The sequence below is a fragment of the Halopseudomonas sp. genome (assembly GCF_036961105.1).
GTDB lineage: Bacteria > Pseudomonadota > Gammaproteobacteria > Pseudomonadales > Pseudomonadaceae > Halopseudomonas.
The window spans coordinates 90,883-117,724 of the sequence record NZ_JBALWW010000011.1 but is presented as its reverse complement, the minus strand read 5'-3'; the positions used below and the strand labels follow the sequence as shown (position 1 = coordinate 117,724).

Here is a 26,842-nt window from a genome sequence, read left to right as displayed (position 1 = left end):
TGAAGATCCGAGGCCAGACATAAACACGGAAATGGCTGCGGGATGAACCCGAAAGGGGTTTTTCTACAGCCTCGTTATGTGTCTTGAGGAATCATGGGTATTTTCGAAGCAGGCATGATTGTCTTTATTCCAACGGGCACTTTGCTTCTGAATGCGTGGCGCAGGAAAATAATTAACGCCTCACGGTGGCACTACGGTGCCTATGTACTTGGTTCTATTGCAATGGCTATAACTCCACTGCTTTACGTTCGGAGTATCGAGCCTAATCACACCGCGCTGGGGGGTGTTTTGGCTGGGGTGGCGTTTTTTTGGTTCGCAGTTGTAGGTGGGCGCAGGGAAAACGGGATCAGATGAAAATTAATTCCGGGTTGAAAACCAACAGGTCAGCCGCGTGGGTTTTGTGACGGGTTTTGAATCTGGAGCTCGTTCCTCGCGTCTGCCGGTGTTTGAAAGTAGGGTCAACGTATGAAGCTATGCATCCTGTTGCTACTCGTTCTTGCTGCTTCAGCAGTGTCCGGTACCGAGGATGCGGTTGATGTATATCACCTGACTCTCACGGCGCATGAAGACGATATGCGGTTGCTTGCTTGTGTAGACGACCAGTGCCAAGAGGCGTTTGACCATACGGAATTCAATGGTGCGTACATCTATGATTTCGGCTCCTTCCCGGTTCCGGATATTGCGCGTATTGAACTGCATATCCTTAAACGGCAACCCGACGAGCGGAGAGTTCGCAGGCTGCACGATTATGTTCCGGGTGCCTGTAGCGTTAGCAATTGCGGTTACTTGGAATTTGTGAGGGTCAGTGGTCCGGCGACCTCCATTACCGATCTCTGCGGGACTGGTTGGGGCGGCTGCCCACGCGGTGGTCCGAAGCTGCGGTAGCCAAGTACGCCCATGTCGTACGCCTGCAGCAGTAGCCGGTTACGCTGAGACGTCGGGCTCCGACTACTCACCGATATAGCGCATATGGGTTAACGAAAGTCCAGACGCGCCATGCTAGTTTCATTTTCATTCCGCACAGGCCTTGCCCCTACGAGCGGTCACTCACCGCCACTCGGCGCGCAAAACGCTCAATCCTCCCGCCCCTCCAGCATATTCCGCTTGAGCAACACATAAACCGACCCAGTCCCCCCATGGCGCGGGATGCAGGAGGTAAAGGCCAATACGCTGGCGTGTTGCCGCAGCCAGGTATTCACATGGCTTTTCAAAATTGGGGTGCGGCCGTCCTTGCGTTGCGCCTTGCCGTGGGTGACGCGCACGCAGCGGATCTCCTGCTTTACCGCTTCGGCGAGAAAGGCCCACAGCAGTTCGCGGGCGCGCTCCACGGTCATGCCGTGCAGGTCGATTGAGCCGTCAAAAGGCATTTGCGCCGCCTTGAGCTTGCGCAGCTGGCTGGCTTGCACGCCGTTGGCGCCCCACATGAGCTCTTCTTCGGGGGCGACATCAATCACAAACTGATCGGAAAGGCCGTCTATCACGATGCTGCTGTTGCCAGTCAACGCGCGGGCGCGGCTGGCGGCGATGCGGGCACGGTCGGCCTTGGGCTTGCCCGTGTCGGCTTGCTGTTGCTTGAGCGGTTTGACACCCTTGATGGCCTGCCGGAACAGGTTTTCGTCATCGGGTTCGACGTTATCCTGAGACATTTTCAGTGATCAGCTGCTAAAAAACCGCAGTGTACCAGTAGTCGCCAGCACGCGGCAGCGTAGAATGGGCGCCTGATTGGACAAGGATTTACAACATGAGTGAATACGCCGCACTGAAGACCGTGCAGGATCTGATCCGTTGGGGAGTCAGCCGTTTTCATCAGGCCGAGCTGTTTTTCGGCCATGGCACCGATAACGCCTGGGACGAGTCCCGCCTGCTGGTGCTGCATGCACTTTATCTGCCCTGGGAAACGCCCGCCGAATACCTGCACTGCCGGGTGACGGAGGAGGAGCGCGACGCGGCCATCGCACTGCTGCAGGAGCGTGTGCGTTTGCGTATGCCAGCGGCCTACCTGACCGGCCACGCGCGCTTTGCCGGGCTGGACTTTATTGTGGATGACCGCGTGCTGGTGCCGCGCTCACCCATTGCCGAGCTGATCGATTCACGCTTTGCGCCCTGGCTGGAGCGTGACCCGCTGCGCATTCTGGATTTGTGTACCGGCAGTGGCTGCATTGGTATTGCCTGCGCCTATGCCTTTGACGAGGCAGAAGTGGTATTGGCCGATCTGTCGGTTGATGCTCTGGCGGTGGCAGAAGCCAATATCGAGATGCACGGGTTGACCGAGCGGGTGGAGGCGCGCTGGTCCGATGGCTTTGATGGCCTGGCCGGTGAGCGCTTTGATCTGATCGTCAGCAACCCGCCCTATGTGGATGCCGAAGACATGCACAGCCTGCCGGATGAGTACCAGCATGAACCGGAGATGGGCCTGGCGGCGGGGGAGGACGGCCTGGACCTGGTGCGTCGCATGCTCGCCGAAGCGGCTGACTACCTGAGTGAAGACGGCGTGCTGGTGATCGAGGTGGGTAACAGCATGGTGCACGTGATGGCCGAATGGCCAGAGGTGGACTTTGAGTGGGTCAAGTTCGAGCGCGGCGGGCACGGCGTTTTTGTGTTGAGTGCCGAGCAATGCCGGCATTTTCAGCCGCTGTTTGCCGAGGGCGTGTAGCGCCTAGCGCAGCACGACCCAAAGCAGCATCAGCGCCTGGAAGATGCTGAACACGATGAGGCAGCCAATGGCGAAGCGGTTGCCCATGTCGGTGCGTTTGTAGCTGGCAATCACACTCTGCAGATTATTCAGCTGCGCAGTCTGCTTCACGCTGAGGGCTTCGTGCTCGCGCAACTGGCCGAGCAGGCTGTTGATTTGCAGGGGCTGTATTTTATCCGTGTTCCAGCTGCCAATCAGATCATTTACCCGGTTGGCCTGGGCCACGCTATTGCCGCTTTCTTCATCCAGGTTGGTGAGGGTAAAGCCGGCCCGGCTCAACATCTGTTCGACTGCCGCCCGCGCATCACCGCTTTTGAAGTCTTCGCTGCGCAGGCTGATGGGCGTGACAGCGTAGTCGCCGCAATAGCGTTGGCACCAGTGGATCAGTTGGGCCAGCATGAAGGTACCCAGACCGCGCTGAGCGGGCTGAATGGTGATATTGCTGATCGGACCCAGGCGTACGCGCTGACGCTTGTGATCAACCATGACTTCCAGACAGTTGCCGCTCTCGGGCAATGCTTCGCCTTCAAAACGCACCTGCAAGCGCAGTAATTCCAGACCGCCAGCCTTTTCCTGAGTGACGGCTATCTGTGCGAGCTTTTCCTGATGCACGAGTACACGGGCCTTGAACACTGGCTTGAGCTGCACCCAATAAAAATCCGACGGTTTGGCGCGCGCAAAAGGATCCCGCAATGCGCTCGGTTCTGGATTGACGTCCGTCTGCACGGTGTTGGTTTCGCTCATGCCCTGTCCCAGGTAAATACTGCGGTTACTCCGGTTGTATCGGCGTTATGGGCCATTTCTGTAATCTATTCTCCCGGCGGCTAATTGTCACCGTCGCTCAGGCGGTCCAGTTGCCGATGGCTTGCCAGGCCAGACGGACGGCGAGCAGGGTCAGTACCAGGTTGAACAACAGGCTGAAATTGCGATCACCCAGACGCACCAGAACCCGCAGCCCCGCCCAGGTGCCCACAGCGCCGGCCGCAATCATGCAGGCTACCAGCGGCAACCAGTCGTGAAAGACAAAGCCGGCAGCGCCAAAGGCGAAGGCCTTGGGTGCATGCTGCAAGGTCATGGCGGCCGCAAAGGTGGCTACGGTCTGCAGGCGTTTGCTTTGCTGCTGCTGTTTGATGAAAGCGGCCACCAAAGGCCCGGTGGCGCCTACAAAAAGGCTGAGAAAACTGGTGACGGTGGAGGCCAGCAGCGTACCAGCGCGCCCGGTCGCAACCTTGGGAATGGTCGGCCCCCAGCACAGCAGCAGGATAAAGAGCGCGATGCTTAGCTGGATACTGGCCAGTGGCAGGTTGACCAGTAAGCGACTGGCCAGCCAGGCGCCGATGAGCACGCCGGGCAGGAACCAGGCAATCACGCGCAGGTTGATATGCCGCCAGGTCATCAAGGCGCGATTGGCATTGGAGCCCAGCTGTACCAGCCCGTGCACCGGAATGATCGCGGCGGTGGGCATGCTCAGCGCCATGATGGCCAGCATCATCACGCCGCCGCCAGCGCCCAACGCCGCGGTAATCATGGAGGTGAAGGCCGAGCACAGGATCAGGGCCAGGGCCAACAGGGGAGGGAAGTGCTCGGGCAACCACTGCGCCAGCATGCTCGGCATCACAGCTCCGTAATAGGGTAGGAAGGCAAACAGATCCAGAGCCTAACCGGTTGATTTCAGGCTGTCACCCATGCAGGTCGGGCGGTATACTGCGCCACTGCCGTCGCTTACATCAGGTTGAGTCTATGTCCGGAAACACCCTTGGAACTCTGTTCACCGTCACCACGGCCGGCGAGAGCCACGGCCCTGCGCTGGTTGCCATCGTGGATGGTTGCCCGCCCGGTCTGCCGCTGTCGAGCGAAGACCTGCAGCGCGACCTGGACAGGCGCAAGCCCGGCACCAGCCGGCATACCACCCAGCGCCAGGAAGCCGACGAGGTGGAGATTCTCTCGGGTGTGTTCGAAGGGGTGACCACGGGCTGCCCGATTGGCCTGCTGATTCGCAACACCGATCAGAAATCCAAGGATTACTCGGCCATCAAGGACCTGTTCCGGCCGGCCCACGCCGATTACACCTACCACCACAAATACGGTGTGCGCGACTATCGTGGCGGTGGGCGCTCCTCCGCACGGGAAACCGCGATGCGCGTAGCAGCGGGCGCCATTGCCAAGAAATATCTGGCCACCCAGGGGATTCAGGTGCGCGGCTACATGAGCCAACTGGGCCCCATCGAGATTCCCTTCAAGAGCTGGGATGGCGTCAACGACAACGCCTTTTTCAGCGCCGATCCCGACAAGATTGCCGAGCTGGAAGCCTACATGGATCAGCTGCGCCGTGATCAGGATTCGGTTGGCGCCAAGATCACCGTCGTTGCCGAGGGCGTGCCGCCGGGCCTGGGCGAGCCGATCTTCGACCGCCTGGACGCCGAGCTGGCCTACGCGCTCATGGGCATCAACGCGGTCAAGGGCGTGGAGGTGGGCGCCGGCTTTGCTTCGGTGGCCCAGCGCGGCACCGAGCACCGCGATGAGCTGACGCCTGCCGGGTTTGTGAGCAACCAGGCCGGTGGCGTGCTTGGCGGTATCTCTTCAGGGCAGCCGATCGTCGCCAGCCTGGCGCTCAAGCCCACCTCCAGCATCACCACGCCAGGTCGCTCGATCGACGTGTACGGCAACGCGGTGGATGTGATTACCAAGGGTCGTCACGATCCCTGTGTGGGCATTCGCGCCACACCCATCGCCGAGGCAATGATGGCCCTGGTACTGATGGACCACCTGCTGCGCCATCGTGGGCAGAACGCCGAAGTGACCGTAGACACGCCGGTACTGGGCCAGCTTTGAGCTCAGGCGGCGAAGGGGCAGCAACTGCGCCTTTGCCTTACTGGCGTCTGTCCGGTTTTTACTTCAGCTACTTCGCCCTGCTGGGCGGGGTAGCGCCTTTTCTTGCACTCTACTTCGAATCTCTCGGTTTCTCTGCCGCGCGCATCGGCGAGCTGGTGGCCATTCCCATGCTGATGCGCTGCCTGGCGCCCAATCTCTGGGGTTGGCTGGGCGACGCTACCGGGCAGCGCTTGTTGATTGTGCGTTTTGGTGCGCTCTGCACGGCGCTGTGTTTTGCTGCGATTTTCTACCGCCAGGACTACTGGTGGCTGGCCGGTGTGATGGCGCTGCACAGCTTCTTCTGGCACGCGATACTGCCGCAGTTCGAGGCGATTACCCTGGGCCACCTGCGCGAGCAGGCATCGCGCTACAGCCAGGTGCGCTTGTGGGGTTCGGTAGGCTTCATTCTCACGGTGGTGCTACTGGGCGAGGTGCTGGAGCGCTTTGGCATGAGTGCCTACCCGCGCGTGCTGTTGGCGGTCATGTGCGGCATTGTGCTCTGTAGTCTGGTGATTCCGCAGCCGCCGCGCCTGCCCAGCAGCCATAGCGCTGGCGACGGTTTGCTGCGGCAGTTATTGCGCCCGGGGGTGTTGGCGTTCTTTTTCTGCGTAGCGCTGATGCAGCTGTCGCACGGGCCCTATTACACCTTCCTGACCATTCACCTTGAGTCGCTGGGTTACAGTCGCAGCTTTATCGGCCTGCTCTGGGCGCTGGGGGTGCTGGCCGAGATTCTGCTGTTTCTGCTGATGCGGCCGCTGTTGGCGAGTTGCAGCCTGAAAACCCTGCTGGTGGTGAGTTTTGCCCTGGCGGCGCTGCGCTGGCTGCTACTGGGTAACCTTGCTGATTCCTTGCTCACGCTGCTGTTTGCGCAGTGCCTGCACGCGGCCACCTTTGGTGCCTTTCATGTGGCGGCCATCCATTTTGTACAGCGCAGTTTCAGCGCCCGCTTGCAGGGGCAGGGGCAGGCCCTCTATGCGACCTTGGCCGGGGTTGGTGGCGCTCTGGGCGCGCTTTATTCTGGCTACGCCTGGGATAGCCTGGGTGCCAGCTGGACCTTCGGTATCGCAGCCCTGGCGGCAGCGGTGGGGGCCATGATCCTGGCGCTGCGACTGCAACGGGTTTGAGGAGAAAACCATGAGTATTCTGGCAATGTACGAGGCGCGGGACTGGCGCTGCCCGGCGCGAGTACTGACGCACCTTGAAGATATAGGCGCGGCCCTGTCCGACAGCGGACTGGTATTGCTGCAGCTGCCTGGCCCGCAAGCGGAGACGCAGAGCGAATGGCAAGCGCAGGCGCAGCAACGGATCGCTGCGCAGGGCCTGCCGGTACCGCAACAGCTCGCCGCGCACCAGCCGCGCGGGCAGCCCGGCTACGCCGCCACCAGCACGCAGCTGCAGGCGGACCAGATACGGGTTTCGGTGGGCCAGTGGCTGCTGTTGTGTGCCGGCCAGGCCAGGTTTTGTGTAAGTGACGGCGCGCACGCGTTGCTGCTGGCTGCGGCGCCAGGCGATCTGCTGTGGATTCCGGCAGGGCGGGAATGGGCCCTGGAGCCGGCGGCGGGTGTGCAATGCTGCTGGTTGGCTCTGGCCGCGGCAGAGCCGGCGCTGAACGATGCGCCGCCTGCGCAGTCGAAGCTCAGCGAGTTGCAGTTGCTGGATATTTGAGAGCGTAGCGAGATAGCCAGCTCGTTCAGTTCGTCTATAGTGAAAATGCCAAGAGCAAGTCAAAGAGCAATAGGAGTGTGCGATGAATTTCAATACCGGTGGGGGTATTTTGGGGTTGCTGATTCTGATCGGCGACATCTGGGCGGTGATCAATATTCTGCAAAGTAACGCCAGCATGGGCGCCAAATTGCTATGGGTGCTGCTGGTGGTGTTGTTGCCGTTGCTGGGTCTGATTATCTGGTTCTTTGCCGGACCGCGCGGTAACAAAGTCTAGCCAGGGCGATTGCCGGCTGGATACACAAAGGCCCGGTGCGCATTGCGTACCGGGCCTTTGTCGTTCAGGCGGGCGCGTTACTTCTCGACGAATGCACGCTCGATCACGTAGTGCCCCTGATCGCCGTGACGGGCCTCCTTGAAGCCCTGAGCATCCAGAATCTCACAGCAATCTTTCAACATGCTGGGGCTGCCACAGAGCATGAATCTGTCCTGCTCCAGGTCGAACTTGGGCAGACCGATATCCTCGAACAGCTTGCCGCTGGTCATCAGGTCGGTCAGGCGGCCCTGGTTGCGGAAGGGCTCGCGGGTGACTGTGGGGTAGTAGACCAGCTTGTCGCGAACCAGCTCACCCAGATACTCGTGGTTGGGCAGATCTTCGGTAATCAGCTCTTCATACGCCAGCTCGCGCACATGGCGGCAGCCATGGGTAACGATCACCTTGTCGTACTGCTCGTAGGTTTCCGGATCCTGGATGATGCTGATGAAGGGCGCCAGGCCGGTGCCAGTGCTCAGCAGATACAGGTTGCGACCGGGAATCAGGTGATCCAGTACCAGGGTGCCGGTGGGCTTGCGGCTGATCATGATCTGATCGCCTTGTTTGATGTTCTGCAGGCGCGAGGTCAGGGGGCCGTCTGGTACCTTGATGCTGAAGAACTCAAGGGTTTCCTCGTGGTTGGGGCTGGCGATGCTGTAGGCACGCATCAGCGGGCGGCCTTCGACTTCCAGACCGATCATGATGAAATGCCCGTTCTTGAAGCGAAAACCCGGGTCACGGGTGGTCTTGAAGCTGAACAGGTTGTCGGTCCAGTGGTGAACGCTGAGTACGCTTTCGGTATTGAAGCCTGCCATGTCGCCTCCCGGCTTGAATGAGTTCTTGGCGTGGAGTTTACATTTGGCTAACCTATCGGATAAGCGGATTATTACTATTATCGTATTCGGAAAAATCGATTATGAAATACACCCTGCGTCAGCTTGAAGTCTTTCTCGCCACGGCCTATCACGAGAATCTGACTCGCGCAGCCGGCAGTCTGGCCATGTCGCAATCGGCGGCCAGTAGCGCCTTGAAGGATCTGGAAAGTCAGTTCGACGTGCAATTGTTTGACCGCGTGGGCAAGCGTCTGCAGCTCAACGAGCTGGGGCAAAGCATACGGCCGCGCGCGCAAGCCCTGCTGGAGCAGGCGCGCGGGCTGGAGAGCGCGCTGGCTCGGCACGAAGACATTGGTCACCTCAAGGTGGGGGCCACATTGAGTATTGGCAACTATCTGGCCGTGGAAATCATGGCGCGCTATATGGGCGAGCAGGACGGGGCGCGGGTAGAACTCGAGGTGGCTAACACTGAAACCATAGTACGCAAGGTCGCCAACTTCGAGCTGGACATGGGCCTCATTGAAGGCGAAACCCGGCATCCCGAACTGGAGCTGTTGCATTGGCGCGACGATGAGTTGATGGTGTTTTGCGCGCCGGACCATCCCTGGGCAGGGCGACCGTGGTTGAGCGACGAAGAGCTGTTGCAGGCGCAGTGGATCGTGCGCGAGCAGGGCTCGGGTACGCGGCAGCATTTCGAGTGGGCGATGCAGGGCCTGCTGCCGCAATTGCAGATCAAGCTGGAGTTGCAACATACCGAGGCGATCAAACGCGCGGTGGAAGCCGGGCTGGGGATTGGCTGCCTGTCGGAAATCACCCTGATGGACGCGTTCAAGCGCGGCAGCCTGGTGCCGTTGCCGGTGCCGCAGCGCAACTTCCATCGCCGCTTCTACTTTGCCCTGCACCGGCAGAAGTTTCGCAGCGCCGGTATCGAGCGTTGGCTGGAACTGTGTCGGGACACGTTGGCGGAGTAGCCGGCCGGTCTCCCAAACCAAAGGACGGGCGCAGCCAACAAAAAAGGGCAGACGCCAAAGCGAATGCCCTTTTTGCTGATACCTGAGGCTACATTAGTTGCTGCTCAGTACCAGTTCACCGTCTTGCAGCGGGATGCTGTCGCCCGGATCGTGGTCCATGCGGACCGAGCCGGTTTTCTCGCCAATCTGATACTTCACCTGATAGCCAACTACTTCGTCATGCTTGTCGTACTCGGTGTTGCAGCGACGCTCTGTGGTGGTGTAGGTGTCGTTGGCCTGCATACGCTCCTGAGTCTTGTTGCCGGCGTAACCGCCAGCTGCTGCGCCGGCTACGGTGGCAATCTTCTTGCCGCTGCCGCCACCGACCTGATTACCCAGTACGCCACCAATCACGGCGCCAGCCACTGAGCCGAGCACCTGATGCTGGTCCTGTACCGGTTTTTGACGAGTCACCGCCACGTCGTTACAGACTTCGCGCGGCGTGCTCTTGGTTTCCTTGATTTCGCGAACATCAAGAACCTCAGCCCGATCAGGTGCTTTGTCGGCAAAGGCGGTGTAGCCCGCAATCGCACCGCCAGCGGTGGCTACTGCCGCGCCTATCAAAACACCGGTCAACATAGACTTGTTCATGATGAATACTCCGTGGTCTATGACAGTTACTCCACAGCAATTGCTGTGGTCCATGCGTAATGGACAACATGCGATTCGCGCGGTTCAATTTATTTTTTTGCTGACGGTTTGTGCGGCAGCGGGCTGATGGCGCTGCCGCCTAATCTTTTCGCGAGCCCAGCAACAGGCGAAAGGCTGTTTCATCTATCGGTGGGCTGAATAGATAACCCTGATAGTGATCACAGCCCAACTCCTGCAGGAAGCCTAGTTGCTCCTGGGTTTCCACGCCTTCGGCGATCAGTTCCATGTGCAAACTGGAGGCGATGGCGATGATGGCGCGAATGATCTCCGCGTCGTTGGCGTTGCTGGTGCAGTCGCGGATGAACGACTGATCAATCTTCAGCAGGTCGACCGGCAGTTGCTTGAGGTAACTGAGCGAAGAGTAGCCAGTGCCGAAATCATCGATAGCAAAATGCACGCCGCGCTCGCGCAGCATGTTCATCTTGTCGATAGTGTCTTCAACGTTCTGGATGACGATACCCTCGGTTATTTCCAGCTTGATACATCGAGCAGGCACCCGATGGGTCTGGATGGCGTGCAGCACATCGTCCACGAAGCTGCTTTGCCGGAACTGACGGGGGCTTATATTGACGCTCAGACTGAAGCTGGCACTATCAATCAGGCCGTCTTGCAAGAGTTTTGCGAGGAAACTGCACCCGGCCAGCAGCACCCATTTGCCGACCGGGAGAATCAGTCCGCTTTCTTCCAGCACCTCCATGAAGGCCCCGGGGCCGATGGTTCCCTTGTGCGGGTGCTGCCAGCGCAGCAGCGCCTCGGCCCCCTCGATGGCCTGGGTGCGATGGTTGATTTGCGGCTGGTAGTGCAGCACAAACTGGTTTTTCAGTAGGGCGCGACGCAGCTCGGACTCAATCGCCAGGCGCTCGCTGGCGGCCACCTGCATGGACTGTTCAAAAAAGGCGATGCCGTTGCGGCCAAGCTCCTTTACCCGGTATAGCGCGATATCTGCGCGCTTCAGCAGGTCGTCCGGCGTATTGCCGTGCTCGGGCAGCAGGGCGATGCCGATGCTGGTACTCAGCTGCAGGGCATGACCTTCGATCTGCATGGGCGCCGACACCGCGTCCAGCAGCTTCCTGGCGGTCATTTCCACTTCCCGTTCCAGCTGGGCGCCATTGGATTGCAGGCCGCTGAGCAGTACAACAAACTCGTCACCGCCCAGCCTGGCGACCGTGTCCTCCTTGCGGACCAGCGTCAGCAGTCGAGTGGTTACCTCCTGCAATACGGCGTCGCCACAGGAGTGGCCGAGGGAGTCGTTGATGTGTTTGAAATGGTCGAGATCGAAGAACAGCAGCGCGCCGCGCAGGCCGTGGCGCTCGTGCAGCGCTTGCAACTGGTTCAGACGGTCGGTCAGTAGCAGGCGATTGGGCAGATCGGTAAGCGCGTCGTGGTACGCGAGGTGTTTGACTCGAGCCTCTATCTTTTTCTGTTCGGTAATGTCTCTGGCGGTGAGCAATATGCAATCGGCGCCTTCGATGTCCAGCGGTTGTACGGAAACTGCCACCATCAGTTGCGTGCCAAAGCGCGTATTGACTGTCATTTCCTGATGGTAAACGCGGCCATGCCGATTTAGTTCTTCGATCAACCGGTCACGCTCCGTGTAGTCGGCCCAGAGGTTGAGTTCGCGTGCGGTCTTGCCAACCACCTCCTGCGCGCTATAGCCGGTGAGTCTGGTAAAGCCCTCGTTGACCTCCAGGTGACGACCGCTGAGCTTCTCGGTAATGCTGATGGAATCCGGGCTGCCCTTGAAGGCACGCGCAAACTTGTCTTCGGAAGCCCGCAAAGCGGCTTCTGCCTGTTTGCGGGCGGTAATGTCGCGAAAGCTGAAGAGCACGCAGGGCTGGCGATTGATGCTCAGATTGGACGTGGACACTTCGCAGACCAGCAGCTTGCCCAGGTAGGTGGAAAAGGTCTCGATCAGGCCGTTGAGTACCCGCTTGCCGCTGACGGCCTCTTCCATCGGTCTGTGCATCTGGGCGTCAGTCCAGATGCCCACCTCAAGCGGGGTATGACCCACTACCGCCTGCGGTGAGTGGCCGAAGGTGCTGCTGAAACTGAGGTTGACCTCGATGATTCGCTGGCTCTGGCCATGAATAAGGCAGTATGGGTCGGGCGCGCCCTGGAACAGCGCGGCGAACTTGGCTTCGCTGTCGATCAGCGCCTTCTCGTTCTTGCGTTGTTCGGTAATGTCCAGCAGGGTGCCGACCAGGCGCACCGGTTTGCCGTTAGTGTCGCGGTGCAGCGTTGCGGTGGCTTCTACCCATCGTGCTGGCTTGGCCGGGTCATTGCCCACGCGGTAGGTGAGCTTGTGGTGCTGTTGCTGGCTGCGACAGATAGAGACGAAGGCGTGGCGCAGGCTGCGCAGATCTTCGGGCAGAATGTGCTGCAGAAAACTGCGCAGGCTGCCTTTGAGGTGATGCTCGCCGAGGCCGTTGAGCAGGGCGCTGCGATGTGAACAATGCAGCACACCGCTGTTTATCTGCCAGTCCCAGATGCCCATTTCGCTGGCTTCCAACGCTCGATTGAGGCGCTCCTGGCTATCGATCAGGGCGTTTTCGTTCTGCTTCTGTCGGGTGATATTGCGCGCAGTTACTACCAGACAGGAGCGGCCGGCGAGTTCAATGGACTCGGCATCGATCAGCACATCGAAGGCTTCTCCAGCGTCGCCGATACGCACTTTGATCTCTTCCGCGTCGACATGGCCACGCCGCTTCAGTCTGGCCATCAACTGCGCAGCGACGTCGCTTTCGATTATCTGCAGATCACTTAGCTTGCGATTGACGCAGTGGCTGTTGCTCAGACCGGTCAGACGTTCGAAACAGCTGTTTACTTCCAGTATGCAGCCGCTGCTGCTGTCGATCAGCAGCAAGGCTTCGCCAGTGGCGTTGAAAACCTTGAGGTGCCGCTCATCAATCCCTACGGTAGCCGGCGCTGAAGGGCGCACGGGCTGCAGGGTGATCAGAAGGGCACTGGTGCCGAGCGAGACGGCTTCGATGTTGATCAGGCAGGATTGAATGCTGCCGTTGCGACTGCAGATATCAATACGCAACCCGTGCAGGCTTTTATTCGCTTCGAACTGGCGCACCAGGTGATCCCAGTACTCGCTGCCACCCCACAACGGGAAGAGGTTTGAGAGCTGGCCAACAATGCGCTCGGCCTGCCAGCCGAACTGCTGCGAAAAGGCGTGATTTACCTGCAGTACCCGCTGGCTGCGCGAATCTACCAGCATGCCGGCGGCCGGCATGCTCTGGAAAAGGGTGCCGAACGCGGTTCCCGCATTGGCAGCAGGGTCGGTCGGAAAGGCACCGGGGGTGCTGGGCATAGATTCTCCGCGGGCTCTACTAATCCTTTAGCGTGCTGTTGAAAACCAGCGGCGTTGCCAGAAGCTTGAACAGCCGCAAAAACGCAGCTTCGCAACTCAGGCGCTGACGCTTTCTGGCTAGTGAATGCCTATTTCCTGACGGTCTCGCCTGGGTTTTCAACCACCTGCCACATCGGGCCAACGACGCACTCGGCGTCGCCATTCCTGGCCTGTTAGCTAATTCGGGTTCGACTGCGCTCTCCGGTGCCGCCTTTGGTTGTTTCAGCCTGGTTAAAGCGCCCTGTCAGTTTTCAAGATAGTCGCTGCGTTGCGGTGCAACAAGGAAGCTTTCAGCCTTTTTCGCTTTCTGCTGCAGCAGCCTCTTGCAACAGTCGGATGAAGGCAAGAGCAGCGTTTGAGCGTGTCCGGCCGCTATGCCAGATGCAGCCCAGATCGCGTTGCATCCTGATGCCGGGGATGCTCAGCGCTCGGACCTGGCTATCCAGCATGCTGCGTGGCAGCACACTCCAGGCCAAGCCAATGGAAACCATCATTTTGATGGTTTCCATGTAATTGGTACTCATGCTGATGTACGGCTTTATCTGGTGCTGCTCGAACAGGGTGCTGACGATCCGATGGGTGAAGGTGTTGGCGCCGGGAAATACCGCTGGATAAGCTGCCAGCTTCGCCAGATCAAGAACTGCGGCGTGGGCCAGAGGGTGTTCCGGTGCTATTACCAGGTCTAGCGGATCATGCCAGATCAGTTCCGCGACCACCGGCGGCTCCACCTCGGGCGCCAGCGTAATGACGGCCAGTTCTATTTCGCCCTGCAGCACCTGTTCATAGGCGACTTCTGAGTCAAGAAACTGGATGTCCAGCGCTACGTCGGGATAAGCGCAAGTAAATTCGCGCAAAACGGGAGGCAGCCGGTGCAGGCCGATATGATGACTGGTTGCCATGCTCAGGCGGCCCTGCACGTTGTCGGATAGATTGCTCAGGGCGCGGCGCGTATCATTGAGCAACCCGAGAACCTCCTGCGCTCTGGGTTTGAGCGCGCGTCCGGCTTCGGTCAGGGTGACCTTGCGCCCGATACGATCAAACAGGCGTGCGTCGAGCTGCTGTTCCAGCATGGCGATACGCTTGCTGATGGCGGGCTGAGTCAGATGCAGTTGCTCTGCCGCACGCGAGAAGGAGCCGCTGTCGGCGACGGCCAGAAAAGCGGAGAGGTTGGCAGTGTCCATTTAGTATTCCTGCTGGCTATCTATTTAATAAATATTATTCCTTTGTTTTATCTCTGGCCAAATTTTATCCTATGCCAGGTAAAAGAACCGCCGCAAACCGGATACCTCCGGCCATCTCTGACGGCGGTCACAGTCTGATTTTCAGGAGTTCCCGATGTCTGCGAAAACGCTTTACGACAAGCTGTGGGATAGCCATCTCGTCAAACAGCGAGATGATGGCTCGGCGTTGATCTATATCGATCGCCAGTTACTGCACGAGGTGACCTCACCGCAGGCTTTCGAAGGTCTGCGTCTGGCCGGTCGCAAGCCCTGGCGCATCGACGCCAACCTGGCTACCCCGGATCACAACGTGCCGACCACCAACCGTGCTGCGGGCGTGTCGGGGATCGACGATGAAGTCTCCAAGCTGCAGGTGGTGACGCTGGATGACAACTGCAACGAGTTTGGCATTGTCGAGTTCCAGATGACCGACCGCCGCCAGGGTATCGTCCATGTGGTGGGGCCGGAGCAGGGCGCCACGCTGCCGGGCATGACCATTGTCTGCGGTGATTCGCACACTGCCACCCACGGCGCCTTTGCTGCGCTGGCGCACGGCATCGGCACCTCCGAGGTGGAGCACGTATTGGCTACCCAGTGTCTGGTGGCCAAGAAGATGAAGAACATGCTGGTGAACGTGGAAGGCCAATTGGGCTTTGGCGTCACGGCCAAGGACATCGTGCTGGCGGTGATCGGCAAGATCGGTACCGCCGGCGGCAACGGCCACGCCATCGAATTTGCCGGTTCAGCCATTCGCGACCTCTCGGTTGAAGGCCGCATGACCATTTGCAACATGGCCATCGAGGCGGGCGCGCGGGTAGGGCTGGTGGCCTGCGATGAGAAGACTATCGAGTACGTCAAGGGTCGCCCCTACGCGCCCAAGGGTGCCGATTGGGAGGCTGCGGTAGCGAGCTGGCAGGATCTGGTGTCCGATGCCGATGCGCACTTCGATACCGTGGTCGAACTCAACGCGGCTGAGATCAAGCCGCAAGTCTCCTGGGGTACTTCACCCGAGATGGTAGTGGCGGTCGATGCTCTGGTTCCGGATCCGGCGCAGGAAAGCGATGCGGTCAAGCGCAGCGGTTATCAGCGCGCCCTGCAGTACATGGGCCTGGAAGCCAATCAGCCGATCACCTCGATCAAGCTGGACCGCGTGTTTATTGGCTCCTGCACCAACTCGCGCATTGAAGACCTGCGCGCCGCCGCTGTTGTGGCCAAGGGGCGCAGCGTGTCTCCCAGCATCAAGCAGGCGATGGTGGTGCCGGGTTCGGGTCTGGTGAAAGAGCAGGCCGAGCAGGAAGGCCTGGATGTGATCTTCAAGGCCGCTGGCTTTGAGTGGCGTGACCCGGGCTGCTCCATGTGCCTGGCGATGAACCCCGACAAGCTGCAGTCAGGCGAGCATTGCGCCTCGACCTCCAACCGCAACTTTGAAGGACGCCAGGGCAACGGCGGTCGTACTCATCTGGTCAGTCCGGCCATGGCGGCCGCGGCGGCGATTGCCGGCCACTTTGTTGATGTACGCGAGATGTTGAATCAGGAGGCGAGCGCATGAAACCCTTTACCCAACACACCGGCTTGGTTGCGCCGCTCGATCGCGCCAATGTGGATACCGACCAGATCATTCCCAAGCAGTTTCTGAAGTCGATCAAGCGTACCGGCTTTGGGCAGAACCTGTTCGATGAGTGGCGTTATCTGGATGAAGGCCTGCCGGGCCAGGACTGCGCCAATCGCCCGCTGAACACCGATTTCGTGCTGAACCTGCCACGTTATCAGGGCGCCAGTGTGCTGCTGGCGCGCAAGAACTTTGGTTGCGGTTCCAGCCGTGAGCACGCGCCCTGGGCGTTGGAAGAGTATGGTTTCCGCACCATTCTGGCCCCCAGCTATGCGGATATTTTCTATAACAACAGCTTTAAGAATGGCCTGTTACCCATTGTTTTGTCTGAAGAAGATATTGACGAGCTGTTTGCGCAGGCTGAAGCTCAGGAAGGTTATCAACTGACCATCGATCTGCAGGCGCAGACCGTCACTCGTCCCGATGGCAAGGCCTATTCCTTCGAAGTGGATGCCTTCCGCAAGCACTGCCTGCTCAACGGGCTGGACGATATCGGTCTGACGCTGCAGGACGGGGACGCCATTGCAGCTTTTGAGCAAAAGCATCAGCAGAGCCAGCCCTGGTTGTTCGGCGCTATCAAATAGCGGACAAGGGACGCGGACATGAGCCGGAGTGGGAGCATGGCAGCAACAGAACATAATGCGGTGGTGGCGCGGCAATTTGGTGAGCAGGCCAATGCCTACCTTACCAGCGCGGTGCACAGCAGTGGCGAGGAGTTTGTCGCGCTGGACGAGGCGGTGGCTGGTCAGGTGCACGCCCGCGCTCTGGATCTGGGGTGCGGGGCGGGGCACGTGAGCTTTCGAGTGGCTCCGCAGCTGTCTGAGGTGGTGGCCTATGATCTGTCGCAAGCCATGCTGGATACTGTCACGGCGGCTGCGGCCGAACGGGGCCTGAGCAACATTGTGGCGCAACAGGGTGTGGCCGAGTATCTGCCGTTCGCCGACGCCAGCTTCGACTGGGTATTCAGTCGCTACTCGGCTCACCACTGGCAGGATCTCGGGCGCGCGCTGCGTGAGGTTTATCGCGTACTCAAACCGGGCGGCAAAGTCATTTTTGTTGACGTAATGTCGCCGGGCATGCCCCTGCTGGATACCTATCTGCAGGCCGTCGAGTTGCTGCGCGATACCAGTCATGTGCGCGACTACTCGGCCGCCGAATGGTTGCAGCAGATGAATCAGGCCGGGCTGCAGGTGGAACGCCAGCGCCGCCAGCGGCTGCACCTGGAGTTCAGCTCCTGGGTTGCGCGCATGCGGACGCCGCAGCCCTTGCAACAGGCAGTTCGAGCGCTGCAGGAAAACATGGGTGAAGAAGTGCGGCGTTATTTCGAGATTACCGCGGACGGCTCCTTCAGCACGGATGTAATAGTGCTCTGGGCCGGCCGCTGAATACAGCATCAGTAGCGCCAGACAGGCGTTCTTTGGAGAGAAGTGCATGAGTAAACAGATTCTGATTCTGCAGGGCGACGGCATTGGCCCTGAAATCATGGCCGAGGCGGTCAAGGTGCTGAACCTGGCGAACGAGAAGTACGAGCTGGGGTTTGAACTGTCGTCCGGTGAGTTGGGTGGCGCGGCCTATGACAAGTATGGCGTGCCGCTGGCTGACGAAACCCTCGAACGCGCACGCAAGGCCGATGCCGTGCTGCTGGGCGCCGTCGGTGGCCCCAAGTGGGACACTATTGATCCTGCACTGCGCCCCGAACGCGGTCTGCTGAAGATTCGCTCCGAGCTGGGGCTGTTCGGCAACCTGCGCCCGGCGATTCTGTATCCGCAACTGGCCGAATCATCCACGCTCAAGCCCGAAGTGGTGTCCGGGCTGGATATTCTGATCGTGCGTGAGCTGACCGGCGGCATCTATTTTGGCCAGCCGCGTGAAAAGCGTGTGCTTGCCAATGGCGAGCGTCAGGCTTACGACACCTTGCCCTACAGCGAGAGCGAGATTCGCCGCATTGCCAAGGTCGGCTTCGACATGGCCATGGTGCGCAACAAGAAACTCTGCTCGGTCGACAAGGCCAACGTGCTGGCGTCCAGTCAGCTGTGGCGTGAAGTAGTGGAAGAGGTGGCCAGGGATTACCCCGAGGTCGAGCTGTCGCACATGTACGTCGACAACTGCGCCATGCAACTGGTGCGCGCGCCCAAGCAGTTTGATGTGATCGTCACCGATAACATGTTCGGCGACATCCTGTCCGATCAGGCTTCGATGCTCACCGGTTCCATCGGCATGCTGCCCTCGGCCTCGCTGGATGTGAACGGCAAGGGCATGTACGAGCCCTGCCACGGCAGTGCGCCGGATATCGCCGGCAAGGGGATAGCCAACCCGCTGGCCACCATCCTCTCGGTCTCGATGATGCTGCGTTACAGCTTTGGGCAGACCCAGGCCGCCGATGCCATCGAGCAGGCGGTCAGTCTGGTGCTGGATCAGGGTCTGCGTACCGGTGACATTTATTCCGAGGGCTGCCGCCAGGTGGGCACTGCGGAAATGGGTGACGCCGTGGCCGAGGCCCTGAAAAACCTGTAATCTGTCGGATTATTCGAAAACGCCCGGCCTTGGTCGGGCGTCATTGTCTTTGAATTTGTTACCCCACGGGGGGTGTTGTTATGAAGCGAGTTGGTCTGGTTGGTTGGCGTGGCATGGTTGGTTCCGTGCTGATGCAGCGCATGCGTGATGAAAACGATTTTGCCGATATTGAACCGGTCTTTTTCACTACCTCGAATGTGGGTGGCAAAGGTCCTGACATCGGCAAGGATATTCCTGCGCTGAAAGATGCCTTCGACCTTGAATCTCTCAAGCCCATGGACGTGATCATCACCTGTCAGGGTGGTGATTACACCAAGGAAGTCTATGCCAAGCTGCGTGCTGAGGGTTGGGATGGCTATTGGATCGACGCCGCCTCCACACTGCGCATGGAAGATGATGCGGTCATCGTGCTGGACCCGGTCAACCGTCGCAATATCGATCAGGCGCTGCGTGATGGTGTTAAAACCTACGTTGGCGGCAACTGCACCGTCAGTCTGATGCTGATGGGCCTGGGTGGTCTGTTTGAGCAAGGTCTGGTTGAGTGGATGAGTGCCATGACTTATCAGGCGGCCAGTGGTGCCGGTGCGCAGAATATGCGCGAGCTGATCGGCCAGATGGGCACCATTCATGGTTCGGTGGCCGAGCAGCTGGCCGATCCGGCCAGCGCCATTCTGGAAATCGACCGCAAGGTGGCTGAAACCCTGCGTAGTGATTCTTTTCCGGCCGAGAACTTCGGCGTGCCGCTGGCGGGTAGCCTGATCCCCTGGATCGACAAGCAACTGCCCAACGGGCAGAGCCGTGAAGAGTGGAAGGCGCAGGCCGAGACCAACAAGATCATCGGCCGCAGTGCGCGCCCGATCCCGGTTGACGGCATCTGCGTGCGTATTGGCGCAATGCGTTGCCATAGCCAGGCGCTGACCATCAAGTTGAACAAGGACGTGCCACTGGCGGATATCGAAAGCCTGCTGGCCGAGCACAACCCTTGGTCGCAAGTGGTGCCCAACACCAAGGAAGCGACCCTGGCGGGGCTGACGCCTACTGCGGTGACCGGTACCCTGAATGTCCCGGTAGGCCGTCTGCGCAAACTGAACATGGGCTCGCAGTATCTGTCGGCCTTTACGGTAGGTGACCAGCTGTTGTGGGGTGCCGCGGAGCCATTGCGCCGCATGCTGCGTATCCTGCAGGAAGCTTGAGATTTAGGATCGCTCGGTTTTACAAGAGCTGATACGGGGCACCCCTGACATTGTTGGGGGTGCCCTTTGTCTTTTGGTGAATTCAAATACTGGTTGATGACTATGAGCAAGAAAACAGGCGTTGCGGTTGTGGGTGTAAGCGGTTTGGCGGGCGATATGCTGATCAGCATGCTGGAAGACGACACCTTTGCTTTTACTGACCTTCATCTGGTGGATGCCGATGACGAGGCAGGAGAGCGCCGCATGATCAAAGGGCAGAGCATGCGCGTAGAGCCCATCTCGCGTTTCGATTTCAGTCAGGTTGCCGTAGTGGTGATAGCGGGCGAGCCGGCTTTTGCCCAGCAATGGGCCCCCGTCATCAAAGCGGCCGGGGCGGTTCTGGTGGACACGACCGGCAGCCTGGGCGGGGACCCGGTCGTGGCGGAAGTCAACCCGCAAGCGCTGGCCTCGGCAAAAGAGCAGGGCGTAATCAGCGCGCCAGATAGCCAGGTGGTGCAAAGCGCGATAGTGCTGCATGCACTCGCTGGCATGGCGCCGCTGCAGCGCGTCAGTATTGCCACGTATCAGTCCATGTCTACGCACAGCAGAGCTGCGGTAGAGGCGCTCGCCATGCAGACCAGCAAGCTGCTCAATGGCCAGCCCGCGGAAAAGGGTGTATTGGACAAGCAGGCCGCATTCAACCTGTCACCTTGTGTCACCGATCTCGACGAAACCGGTGCCAGTCAGGAGGAGCGTGCTTTGGTGGCCGGAGTTCAGGCCTGTCTGGGTGCGCCCGCCTTGCCGGTGCTGGTTAATGCTGTGCTGGTGCCAGTGTTTTACGGTACGGCGCAGATGATGCAGGTCAGCTTTACCGAGGCGCCGGAGGTCAAGCGAATCGGCAATGTGCTGCGCCGCGCCAAGGGCATCAAGGTGCTGGACAAGGCAGCGCCAGGCGGATTTCCCACACCTATTACCGATGCTACAGGTAGCGATGCGGTCTGGGTCGGACGTATCCGCGCAGATGCTGCAGAGCCGAACACTATTCATTTGTGGATTGTCTCTGATAATCTTCGGAAGGGTGTCGCAATTAACAGTCTGATGCTTGCCGAGTTATTGATAAAAGACTATTTGTAATCGATACTTGCTGGTGTTTTTGTATTAAGCGGTTTAGGTTTGTCCATGCAAGCCCTGATTGGATTCAGCGGTTGCTGGTGTCTCGGACTGGATGGGGGAAGTTGGCAGTAGGCCGGTCAGAGCGCAACAGGGTCTGTTGAAGCGTGAGAAAACGATAAAAGCAAAGGATTTTCGCTATGGTTCGCAAACTGGTTATAGCTGTCGCCGCAGCAAGTGCCTTGATGTCCACAGGAATGGTTCAAGCATTGGGAGTAGGCGACATTAACCTGCGCTCATCCCTAAACCAGCCGCTGGATGCCGAAATTGATCTGCTTCAAGTACGTGACCTCACCAGCGAGGAAATTCGCTCGATGCTGGCTTCGCCCGATGACTTCGGTCGCGCCGGCATTGAACGTTCCTTCTTCCTGACCGACCTCAAGTTTACCCCGGTGGTAAAGCCCAACGGCAAATCGGTCATTCGCGTGACTTCAAGTCGTCCGGTCAATGAGCCATACCTGAACTTTCTGATGGAAGTGCGCTGGCCTTCCGGCAAGGTGCTACGCGAATTCACCGTGCTGCTTGATCCGCCGTTGTACCAGCCGAGCTCCGTGGTCAGCAGCACACCGGTGACACCTGCCAGCTCTGCTGCGAACGTCACGCCGCCTCGCCCCCAGCCGACCATAGCGCCAGCCCAACCGCGCGGCAGCTCTCCTTACGCGCCTGCAACGGCACCGCAGCGCGCCGCCAGCGCTACCGAATGGCGTACCGACCGTTCCGACACGCTGTGGGAGATCGCGCTCAAGTCGCGGCCCGCCGGTGCCAACGTGCACCAGACCATGTTGGCGATCCAGGATCTGAATCCCAACGCCTTCATCAACGGCAATATCAATCAACTGAAGTCAGGTCAGACGCTGAACCTGCCTAGCAGCGAGCAGGCTGGCCGTCGTTCTGGTAGCGAGGCGGTTGCTGAAGTGGCCGCGCAGAACCGTGCGTGGCAGGAAGGGCGTTCCGCGCCCGCCAGCACGGCTGCTCCAAGCGCGCCCAGCGCGCCACAACTGGACGCCCGCCAGCGCACCAGCGCCGGCGACGCACCGGAGCAAGTGGCTGGCGAAGACTCGCTGCGCCTGGTTTCGGGTGCGGATGAACAGAACAACCAGGGCGCAGGGGAAGGTGAGGCCGATACCGGCAACGCTTCACAGTTGCGCGATTCACTGGATCGCACCAAAGAACAACTGGATGCTGCAGAGCGCGAAAAAGCCGAAATGGGCGACCGCCTCGACGATGTACAGGGCCAGTTGGAAACCTTGCAGCGTTTGCTGGAATTGAAAGATGCACAGCTTGCTGCCCTGCAGCAGGAAATCAGCGAAGGTGTCGAGAACAGCGAGCCAACCGCAGAGCCCCCGGCCGATCTCGAAGACCTTGCAGCGAGTGAGCAGCAGGCCGAGGCCCCTGCCGCCGAGGCTGATGCGGCCCAACCCGAAGCTGTAGCCGCCGAGAGCGAGGAGCCGGTGGACGCGGCAGAGAGCGTGCCAACCGATTCGACAGTAGCGGCCGATCCAATGGATCCGCTGGCTGAAGCCGAGGCGGATGCTGCTGAGCAGTCTGCAGCGCAAGCTGAAATCGAGGCTGCTGCCGAGGACGCGAACACCGCTGCCCCGGTCGCTGCTATTGAGGCTGAAACGCCGCCGGAAGCCAAGATGCCAGAGCAGCCAGAGCCCCCGGTAGCACAGTCGCTGCTTGAGCGCATGATGCAAAACCAGATGCTGTTGATTGGTGGCGGCGTGGTTGCCATTCTGCTGCTATTGATGGTGCTTATGGCCGTATCTCGTCGCAACGCTCGGCGCGAGGCTGACATGGCCGACAATTTCATCGCCAACGCCGCTGATGGTCACGATAGCAGCCTTGATCCGAATGAGTCGGATGACTTCAATGTCGCGCTGGCTGCCGAACTGGATGATGAAGATGCAGGCATCAGTGTCGATCCTTTGATTGAGGCTGACGGGCTGCTGGCCTACGGCAAGCCGGAAGAGGCGCGCACAGTATTGCTGGCGGCGTTGGAAGATGAGCCCGAGCGTACCGATTTGCGTCTCAAACTGCTGGAAGTCGAAGCCTTGCTGGAAAACGCCGAAGGCTACCGTGCCCAGCACGAAGCTCTTCGCGCGGCCGGCACTGTGGATGATCAGGTCGATGCGATGGATGCGCGCTTCCCGCTGATGGCAGCTGCCGTTGCCGGCGCTGCGGCAGGTCTCGCTTACGAACTGGGCGACGACGATGTCTCCTTCACCATGCCGGCAGACGAGCCACAAGCTCAGGTGGTGGAAGAAGAGGACATGGACTTCGATTTCAGCGAGTTCGAGATGGGTGAGAGTGTATCGCCCGCCGTCGAGCTCGAGCCAGAGGTCACGCCTGCAGCCGACGCGACTTCCGACTTTGATCTGGACTTTGATCTGGATGAGACGCCCGCAGTTGTGCCGGCCGACCAGCCAAAGGTATCCGATACCGAAGACAGTCTGGAGCTGGATGAGACGCTGGACTTCAGTGAGTTTGAAAGCCTGGACGCCGCAGCAGAACCGGAGACCTCGGCGTCATCGCTGGATGATGACTTCGACCTGTCATTGACTGACGATCTGCAGTCAGACAGTCTGGCAGCCGATTTTGAAGCTGTGAATACAGATGCCAAGCGAGAGGCGGATGATTTCAGTCTGTCCGAAGAGGATGTCGCCGACTTCGAGGTTGAGTTGGACGAAGCGGCCAGCAGCGCTGCAAGCGCCGACGTCGCCTTGCCGCTGGATACTCTGGAGCTGGATGAAGTCGACAGCACTGTTGGTGAGGACGATGACCTGATGCCGCTCGACAACATGACGGAGGAGCCGGTGGCTGGCGATCTGGACGAAGATGACGACGAGTTTGATTTCCTTTCTGGTACCGATGAGTGCGCGACCAAGCTCGACCTGGCGCGGGCCTACATCGACATGGGCGACAATGAAGGCGCCCGTGACATCCTCAACGAGGTTGTCGATGAAGGTAACGAACAGCAACAGCAGGAAGCTCGCAGCATGATGGAGCGGTTGACCGATTGATGGAAGTAGATAAGCAGCAAGCAGCGGCCGCCCCAGAGGCGGCCGCTGTTGTTTCAAGGGTAGCCGCCTGTGTGGAGTACCGTGGTAGCGCCTATCGTGGGTGGCAGCGCCAGCAGTCGGGCGTGGCCAGCGTGCAGGAAACGGTCGAGAAGGCGCTGAGTCGAGTGGCCAATCACCCTGTGCAGGTGTTCTGCGCTGGGCGCACCGATGCTGGCGTACACGCCTCCTGTCAGGTAATCCACTTTGACAGCGATGCGGTGCGCAGCCCGCGTAATTGGATTCACGGCGCCAACGCCAACTTGCCGGCAGATATTTCCTTAAGCTGGGTTCAGCCGATGGGTATGGACTTCCATGCACGTTTTTCTGCCGTGGCACGGCGCTACCGCTATGTGATCTATAACGATCCCATCCGGCCAGCGCATCTGGCACATGAGGTCACCTGGAACTACCGACCGCTGGACCTTGCAGCCATGCGCGAGGCCGCCTTGACGTTGCTGGGAACCCACGACTTCACTTCCTATCGTGCGGTGGGTTGCCAGGCCAAGTCACCGGTCAAGACCATCCACCATTTGCAACTGTTGCAGCACGGCCGCTTCATCGTGCTGGATATCCGTGCCAATGCCTTCTTGCATCATATGGTGCGTAACATTGCCGGTGTACTGATGCAGATAGGCTGTGGTGATCGTCCGGTGGAGTGGGCTGCGCAGGTATTGGCTGCGCGTGATCGGGCCCAAGGCGGGTTGACCGCGCCGGCCTACGGTCTCTACCTGGTGGATGTGACCTATCCCGAGCAGTTTGCCCTGCCCAGGCGCTATCTCGGGCCGCACTTCCTCTCTGCGCTGCCGGACGTGGCGGACTGACGCCTGTGGCGCTATCTGCTACTATCGGTGCCCTTGTCCCTTTGAGGTGCCAACGCACATATGGCGCGTATCAAGATCTGCGGTATTACTCGGGTTGAAGACGCTTTGGCGGCTGCTCAGGCTGGAGCAGATGCTATCGGTCTGGTGTTTTACTCGCCCAGTCCGCGCGCAGTTGGGCCTGCTCAGGCCGCTGCCATTGTGGCTGCCTTGCCGCCGTTCGTGACTACCGTCGGTTTGTTCGTCGATGCCGAGCCTGACTATGTGCGCGAGGTGTTGCGGCAGGTGCCGCTGGACCTGCTGCAGTTTCACGGTGACGAAGACGCCGCCTACTGCGACCAGTTTGAACGGCCTTACCTGAAAGCCGTCCGGGTGCGGGCAGGGCAGGACCTTGCCCAGGTCGCTGCCGCCTGGCCGAAGGCCAGCGGCATACTGCTGGATAGCTACAAGCCGGGCGTGCCGGGCGGCACCGGTGAGGTCTTCGACTGGGCTCTGGTGCCGGGTAAAAGGCCTTGGAATCTGGTGCTCGCGGGTGGGCTGAGCGCCGCCAACGTTGCTCTGGCGATAAACGAGGTACAGCCCTGGGCGGTGGACGTCAGTGGTGGCGTCGAATCGGCCAAGGGCATCAAGGATATCGAGAAAATCAACGCTTTTATTCAAGAGGTGAAGCGTGTCTGAGTCTAGTAAAACCGATTATTCTGCGGTCCCTGACGCGCGGGGCCACTACGGCCCTTACGGCGGCCGCTTTGTGTCCGAAACCTTGATGGACGCACTGGACGAGCTGGAAAAACTCTACCGGACGCTGTCTGAAGACCCCGCTTTCCAGGCCGAATTTGACCGTGACCTGGCGCATTACGTTGGACGGCCTTCACCGCTTTATCTGGCCGAGCGACTTACCGCCAAGGTGGGCGGCGCGCAAATCTATCTCAAGCGTGAAGACCTCAACCATACCGGCGCGCACAAGGTAAACAACACCATCGGCCAGGCGCTGTTGGCCAAGCACATGGGCAAGCCGCGGGTGATCGCTGAAACCGGCGCAGGTCAACACGGCGTGGCCACTGCCACAGTAGCAGCGCGCCTGGGCCTGAAATGTCAGGTGTACATGGGGGCTGAAGACGTCAAGCGTCAGGCGTTGAACGTGTATCGCATGAAGCTGCTGGGGGCAGAAGTGATTCCGGTTACTTCCGGCTCCAGGACGCTGAAAGATGCGATGAACGAGGCCATGCGCGATTGGGTGACCAATATTGACGATACCTTCTACATCATTGGCACAGTGGCCGGCCCGCATCCCTATCCGCAGCTGGTTCGCGACTTTCAGTGCGTGATCGGACGAGAGGCGCGCGAGCAGTGCCTGGCGCAGGCTGGCCGGCTGCCCGATGCGCTGGTCGCCTGCGTCGGCGGCGGCTCCAATGCCATTGGCCTGTTCCATCCATTTCTGAATGACGAGAGCGTGAAAATGTATGGCGTAGAGGCTGGCGGTCACGGTATCGCCACTGGCCAGCATGCCGCTCCGCTCAGTGCCGGCCAGCCCGGTGTGTTGCATGGCAACCGCACTTATCTGATGTCGGATGCGGCGGGGCAGATCATTGAAACCCACTCGGTGTCTGCTGGTCTGGATTACCCGGGGGTAGGGCCCGAACACAGCTGGCTGAAGGACATTGGTCGCGTGGACTATGTCGATGCGACGGACGAAGAGGCACTTGCCGCGTTCCGCGAGCTGACCCGGGTTGAGGGTATCATGCCTGCACTGGAGTCCAGCCACGCGGTGGCTTACGCCATCAAGCTGGCCGCTCGCATGCGCCCCGACGAGATTGTGGTGGTCAACCTGTCCGGTCGTGGTGACAAGGATATTCATACGGTCGCCGGTATCGACGGCATCAGCATTTAACG

At 59.8% G+C, this 26,842-nt stretch carries 24 protein-coding genes; 16 read left to right on the top strand and 8 right to left on the bottom strand.

Going from position 1 to position 26,842, the window contains the following annotated elements; genetic code table 11:
- Window positions 1-504: 504 nt before the first annotated feature.
- Window positions 505-744 (bottom strand): hypothetical protein, encoded by a 240-nt coding sequence (locus V7756_RS12305; protein ID WP_335610476.1) that lies wholly within the window; start codon window positions 742-744, stop codon window positions 505-507.
- Window positions 745-1,073: 329 nt separating this feature from the next.
- On the bottom strand, window positions 1,074-1,646 hold the full coding sequence (locus tag V7756_RS12300) for a Smr/MutS family protein (protein WP_335610475.1): 573 nt from the start codon (window positions 1,644-1,646) through the stop codon (window positions 1,074-1,076).
- 95 nt (window positions 1,647-1,741) lie between these two features.
- Here V7756_RS12300 and prmB point away from each other — a divergent pair, with 95 nt between their 5' ends.
- A complete protein-coding gene (prmB, locus tag V7756_RS12295) occupies window positions 1,742-2,653 on the top strand; it encodes a 50S ribosomal protein L3 N(5)-glutamine methyltransferase (protein ID WP_335610474.1) in 912 nt (303 codons plus the stop codon).
- A gap of 3 nt (window positions 2,654-2,656) precedes the next feature.
- Here prmB and V7756_RS12290 read toward each other — a convergent pair whose 3' ends face one another.
- A complete protein-coding gene (locus V7756_RS12290) occupies window positions 2,657-3,436 on the bottom strand; it encodes a hypothetical protein (RefSeq protein ID WP_335610473.1) in 780 nt (259 codons plus the stop codon).
- A 97-nt stretch (window positions 3,437-3,533) separates the two neighbouring features.
- Entirely contained in the window at window positions 3,534-4,307 is a 774-nt protein-coding gene (locus V7756_RS12285; protein WP_335610472.1) for a sulfite exporter TauE/SafE family protein, read from the bottom strand.
- A gap of 125 nt (window positions 4,308-4,432) precedes the next feature.
- Here V7756_RS12285 and aroC point away from each other — a divergent pair, with 125 nt between their 5' ends.
- The 4 genes from aroC to V7756_RS12265 all read left to right on the top strand — a co-directional run bounded on the left by aroC (window position 4,433) and on the right by V7756_RS12265 (window position 7,502).
- The gene (aroC, locus tag V7756_RS12280) at window positions 4,433-5,524 is read left to right on the top strand and encodes a chorismate synthase (protein ID WP_335610471.1); all 1,092 of its coding nucleotides are present in this window, start codon (window positions 4,433-4,435) and stop codon (window positions 5,522-5,524) included.
- A 32-nt stretch (window positions 5,525-5,556) separates the two neighbouring features.
- Window positions 5,557-6,687 carry an MFS transporter gene (locus V7756_RS12275; RefSeq protein ID WP_335610470.1) on the top strand — a complete coding sequence of 377 codons (1,131 nt, stop codon included), beginning with the start codon at window positions 5,557-5,559 and terminating at the stop codon, window positions 6,685-6,687.
- Window positions 6,688-6,697: 10 nt separating this feature from the next.
- Window positions 6,698-7,228, top strand: a complete 531-nt coding sequence (locus V7756_RS12270; protein ID WP_335610469.1) for a hypothetical protein — start codon at window positions 6,698-6,700, stop codon at window positions 7,226-7,228.
- An 82-nt stretch (window positions 7,229-7,310) separates the two neighbouring features.
- On the top strand, window positions 7,311-7,502 hold the full coding sequence (locus V7756_RS12265; RefSeq protein ID WP_335610468.1) for a PLDc N-terminal domain-containing protein: 192 nt from the start codon (window positions 7,311-7,313) through the stop codon (window positions 7,500-7,502).
- Window positions 7,503-7,579: 77 nt separating this feature from the next.
- Here V7756_RS12265 and V7756_RS12260 read toward each other — a convergent pair whose 3' ends face one another.
- Window positions 7,580-8,353, bottom strand: a complete 774-nt coding sequence (locus V7756_RS12260) for a ferredoxin--NADP reductase (RefSeq protein WP_335610467.1) — start codon at window positions 8,351-8,353, stop codon at window positions 7,580-7,582.
- 101 nt (window positions 8,354-8,454) lie between these two features.
- On the opposite strand from V7756_RS12260, the gene V7756_RS12255 reads away from it, so the two are divergent.
- Complete coding sequence (locus tag V7756_RS12255) at window positions 8,455-9,342, top strand: LysR family transcriptional regulator (RefSeq protein ID WP_335610466.1); 888 nt, start codon at window positions 8,455-8,457, stop codon at window positions 9,340-9,342.
- 93 nt (window positions 9,343-9,435) lie between these two features.
- Here the strand turns inward: V7756_RS12255 and V7756_RS12250 are convergent, their stop codons facing one another.
- The 3 genes from V7756_RS12250 to V7756_RS12240 form a co-directional block, all read right to left on the bottom strand.
- The gene (locus tag V7756_RS12250; protein ID WP_335610465.1) at window positions 9,436-9,972 is read right to left on the bottom strand and encodes a glycine zipper 2TM domain-containing protein; all 537 of its coding nucleotides are present in this window, start codon (window positions 9,970-9,972) and stop codon (window positions 9,436-9,438) included.
- Window positions 9,973-10,111: 139 nt separating this feature from the next.
- Complete coding sequence (locus V7756_RS12245; protein WP_335610464.1) at window positions 10,112-13,348, bottom strand: bifunctional diguanylate cyclase/phosphodiesterase; 3,237 nt, start codon at window positions 13,346-13,348, stop codon at window positions 10,112-10,114.
- A 329-nt stretch (window positions 13,349-13,677) separates the two neighbouring features.
- Window positions 13,678-14,568: a LysR family transcriptional regulator gene (locus tag V7756_RS12240; protein ID WP_335610463.1), complete on the bottom strand. Its 891-nt coding sequence runs from the start codon at window positions 14,566-14,568 to the stop codon at window positions 13,678-13,680.
- A 154-nt stretch (window positions 14,569-14,722) separates the two neighbouring features.
- Between V7756_RS12240 and leuC the strand changes: the two genes are divergently transcribed.
- The 10 genes from leuC to trpB all read left to right on the top strand — a co-directional run bounded on the left by leuC (window position 14,723) and on the right by trpB (window position 26,840).
- Window positions 14,723-16,156, top strand: a complete 1,434-nt coding sequence (gene leuC / locus V7756_RS12235; protein ID WP_335610462.1) for a 3-isopropylmalate dehydratase large subunit — start codon at window positions 14,723-14,725, stop codon at window positions 16,154-16,156.
- Window positions 16,153-16,800 (top strand): 3-isopropylmalate dehydratase small subunit, encoded by a 648-nt coding sequence (gene leuD, locus V7756_RS12230; RefSeq protein ID WP_335610461.1) that lies wholly within the window; start codon window positions 16,153-16,155, stop codon window positions 16,798-16,800. The genes leuC and leuD overlap by 4 nt, the downstream gene beginning before the upstream one ends.
- Before the next feature lie 36 nt (window positions 16,801-16,836).
- Window positions 16,837-17,601: a class I SAM-dependent methyltransferase gene (locus V7756_RS12225; RefSeq protein ID WP_335610460.1), complete on the top strand. Its 765-nt coding sequence runs from the start codon at window positions 16,837-16,839 to the stop codon at window positions 17,599-17,601.
- A gap of 46 nt (window positions 17,602-17,647) precedes the next feature.
- Window positions 17,648-18,730, top strand: coding sequence for a 3-isopropylmalate dehydrogenase (gene leuB / locus V7756_RS12220; protein ID WP_335610459.1), 1,083 nt, complete (start codon window positions 17,648-17,650; stop codon window positions 18,728-18,730).
- 80 nt (window positions 18,731-18,810) lie between these two features.
- The gene (gene asd, locus V7756_RS12215) at window positions 18,811-19,923 is read left to right on the top strand and encodes an aspartate-semialdehyde dehydrogenase (RefSeq protein ID WP_335610458.1); all 1,113 of its coding nucleotides are present in this window, start codon (window positions 18,811-18,813) and stop codon (window positions 19,921-19,923) included.
- A gap of 102 nt (window positions 19,924-20,025) precedes the next feature.
- On the top strand, window positions 20,026-21,036 hold the full coding sequence (locus V7756_RS12210; protein ID WP_335610457.1) for an aspartate-semialdehyde dehydrogenase: 1,011 nt from the start codon (window positions 20,026-20,028) through the stop codon (window positions 21,034-21,036).
- Window positions 21,037-21,257: 221 nt separating this feature from the next.
- Entirely contained in the window at window positions 21,258-24,095 is a 2,838-nt protein-coding gene (locus V7756_RS12205; RefSeq protein WP_335610456.1) for a FimV/HubP family polar landmark protein, read from the top strand.
- Window positions 24,095-24,955, top strand: coding sequence for a tRNA pseudouridine(38-40) synthase TruA (gene truA / locus V7756_RS12200; protein ID WP_335610455.1), 861 nt, complete (start codon window positions 24,095-24,097; stop codon window positions 24,953-24,955). The genes V7756_RS12205 and truA overlap by 1 nt, the downstream gene beginning before the upstream one ends.
- A 60-nt stretch (window positions 24,956-25,015) precedes the next feature.
- Entirely contained in the window at window positions 25,016-25,630 is a 615-nt protein-coding gene (locus tag V7756_RS12195) for a phosphoribosylanthranilate isomerase (RefSeq protein ID WP_335610454.1), read from the top strand.
- The gene (trpB, locus tag V7756_RS12190; RefSeq protein ID WP_335610453.1) at window positions 25,623-26,840 is read left to right on the top strand and encodes a tryptophan synthase subunit beta; all 1,218 of its coding nucleotides are present in this window, start codon (window positions 25,623-25,625) and stop codon (window positions 26,838-26,840) included. Before V7756_RS12195 ends, trpB begins: the two co-directional genes overlap by 8 nt.
- Window positions 26,841-26,842: the final 2 nt, after the last annotated feature.

Excerpts from the sequence above, each read along its gene's own strand:
- V7756_RS12300 (WP_335610475.1), bottom strand. The coding sequence starts at position 1,646 with ATGTCTCAGGATAACGTCGAACCCGATGACGAAAACCTGTTCCGGCAG.
- prmB (WP_335610474.1), top strand. The coding sequence starts at position 1,742 with ATGAGTGAATACGCCGCACTGAAGACCGTGCAGGATCTGATCCGTTGG.
- V7756_RS12290 (WP_335610473.1), bottom strand. The coding sequence starts at position 3,436 with ATGAGCGAAACCAACACCGTGCAGACGGACGTCAATCCAGAACCGAGC.
- V7756_RS12285 (WP_335610472.1), bottom strand. The coding sequence starts at position 4,307 with ATGCCGAGCATGCTGGCGCAGTGGTTGCCCGAGCACTTCCCTCCCCTG.
- aroC (WP_335610471.1), top strand. The coding sequence starts at position 4,433 with ATGTCCGGAAACACCCTTGGAACTCTGTTCACCGTCACCACGGCCGGC.
- V7756_RS12270 (WP_335610469.1), top strand. The coding sequence starts at position 6,698 with ATGAGTATTCTGGCAATGTACGAGGCGCGGGACTGGCGCTGCCCGGCG.
- V7756_RS12265 (WP_335610468.1), top strand. The coding sequence starts at position 7,311 with ATGAATTTCAATACCGGTGGGGGTATTTTGGGGTTGCTGATTCTGATC.
- V7756_RS12260 (WP_335610467.1), bottom strand. The coding sequence starts at position 8,353 with ATGGCAGGCTTCAATACCGAAAGCGTACTCAGCGTTCACCACTGGACC.
- V7756_RS12255 (WP_335610466.1), top strand. The coding sequence starts at position 8,455 with ATGAAATACACCCTGCGTCAGCTTGAAGTCTTTCTCGCCACGGCCTAT.
- V7756_RS12250 (WP_335610465.1), bottom strand. The coding sequence starts at position 9,972 with ATGAACAAGTCTATGTTGACCGGTGTTTTGATAGGCGCGGCAGTAGCC.
- V7756_RS12245 (WP_335610464.1), bottom strand. The coding sequence starts at position 13,348 with ATGCCCAGCACCCCCGGTGCCTTTCCGACCGACCCTGCTGCCAATGCG.
- V7756_RS12240 (WP_335610463.1), bottom strand. The coding sequence starts at position 14,568 with ATGGACACTGCCAACCTCTCCGCTTTTCTGGCCGTCGCCGACAGCGGC.
- leuC (WP_335610462.1), top strand. The coding sequence starts at position 14,723 with ATGTCTGCGAAAACGCTTTACGACAAGCTGTGGGATAGCCATCTCGTC.
- leuD (WP_335610461.1), top strand. The coding sequence starts at position 16,153 with ATGAAACCCTTTACCCAACACACCGGCTTGGTTGCGCCGCTCGATCGC.
- V7756_RS12225 (WP_335610460.1), top strand. The coding sequence starts at position 16,837 with ATGGCAGCAACAGAACATAATGCGGTGGTGGCGCGGCAATTTGGTGAG.
- leuB (WP_335610459.1), top strand. The coding sequence starts at position 17,648 with ATGAGTAAACAGATTCTGATTCTGCAGGGCGACGGCATTGGCCCTGAA.
- asd (WP_335610458.1), top strand. The coding sequence starts at position 18,811 with ATGAAGCGAGTTGGTCTGGTTGGTTGGCGTGGCATGGTTGGTTCCGTG.
- V7756_RS12210 (WP_335610457.1), top strand. The coding sequence starts at position 20,026 with ATGAGCAAGAAAACAGGCGTTGCGGTTGTGGGTGTAAGCGGTTTGGCG.
- V7756_RS12205 (WP_335610456.1), top strand. The coding sequence starts at position 21,258 with ATGTCCACAGGAATGGTTCAAGCATTGGGAGTAGGCGACATTAACCTG.
- truA (WP_335610455.1), top strand. The coding sequence starts at position 24,095 with ATGGAAGTAGATAAGCAGCAAGCAGCGGCCGCCCCAGAGGCGGCCGCT.
- V7756_RS12195 (WP_335610454.1), top strand. The coding sequence starts at position 25,016 with ATGGCGCGTATCAAGATCTGCGGTATTACTCGGGTTGAAGACGCTTTG.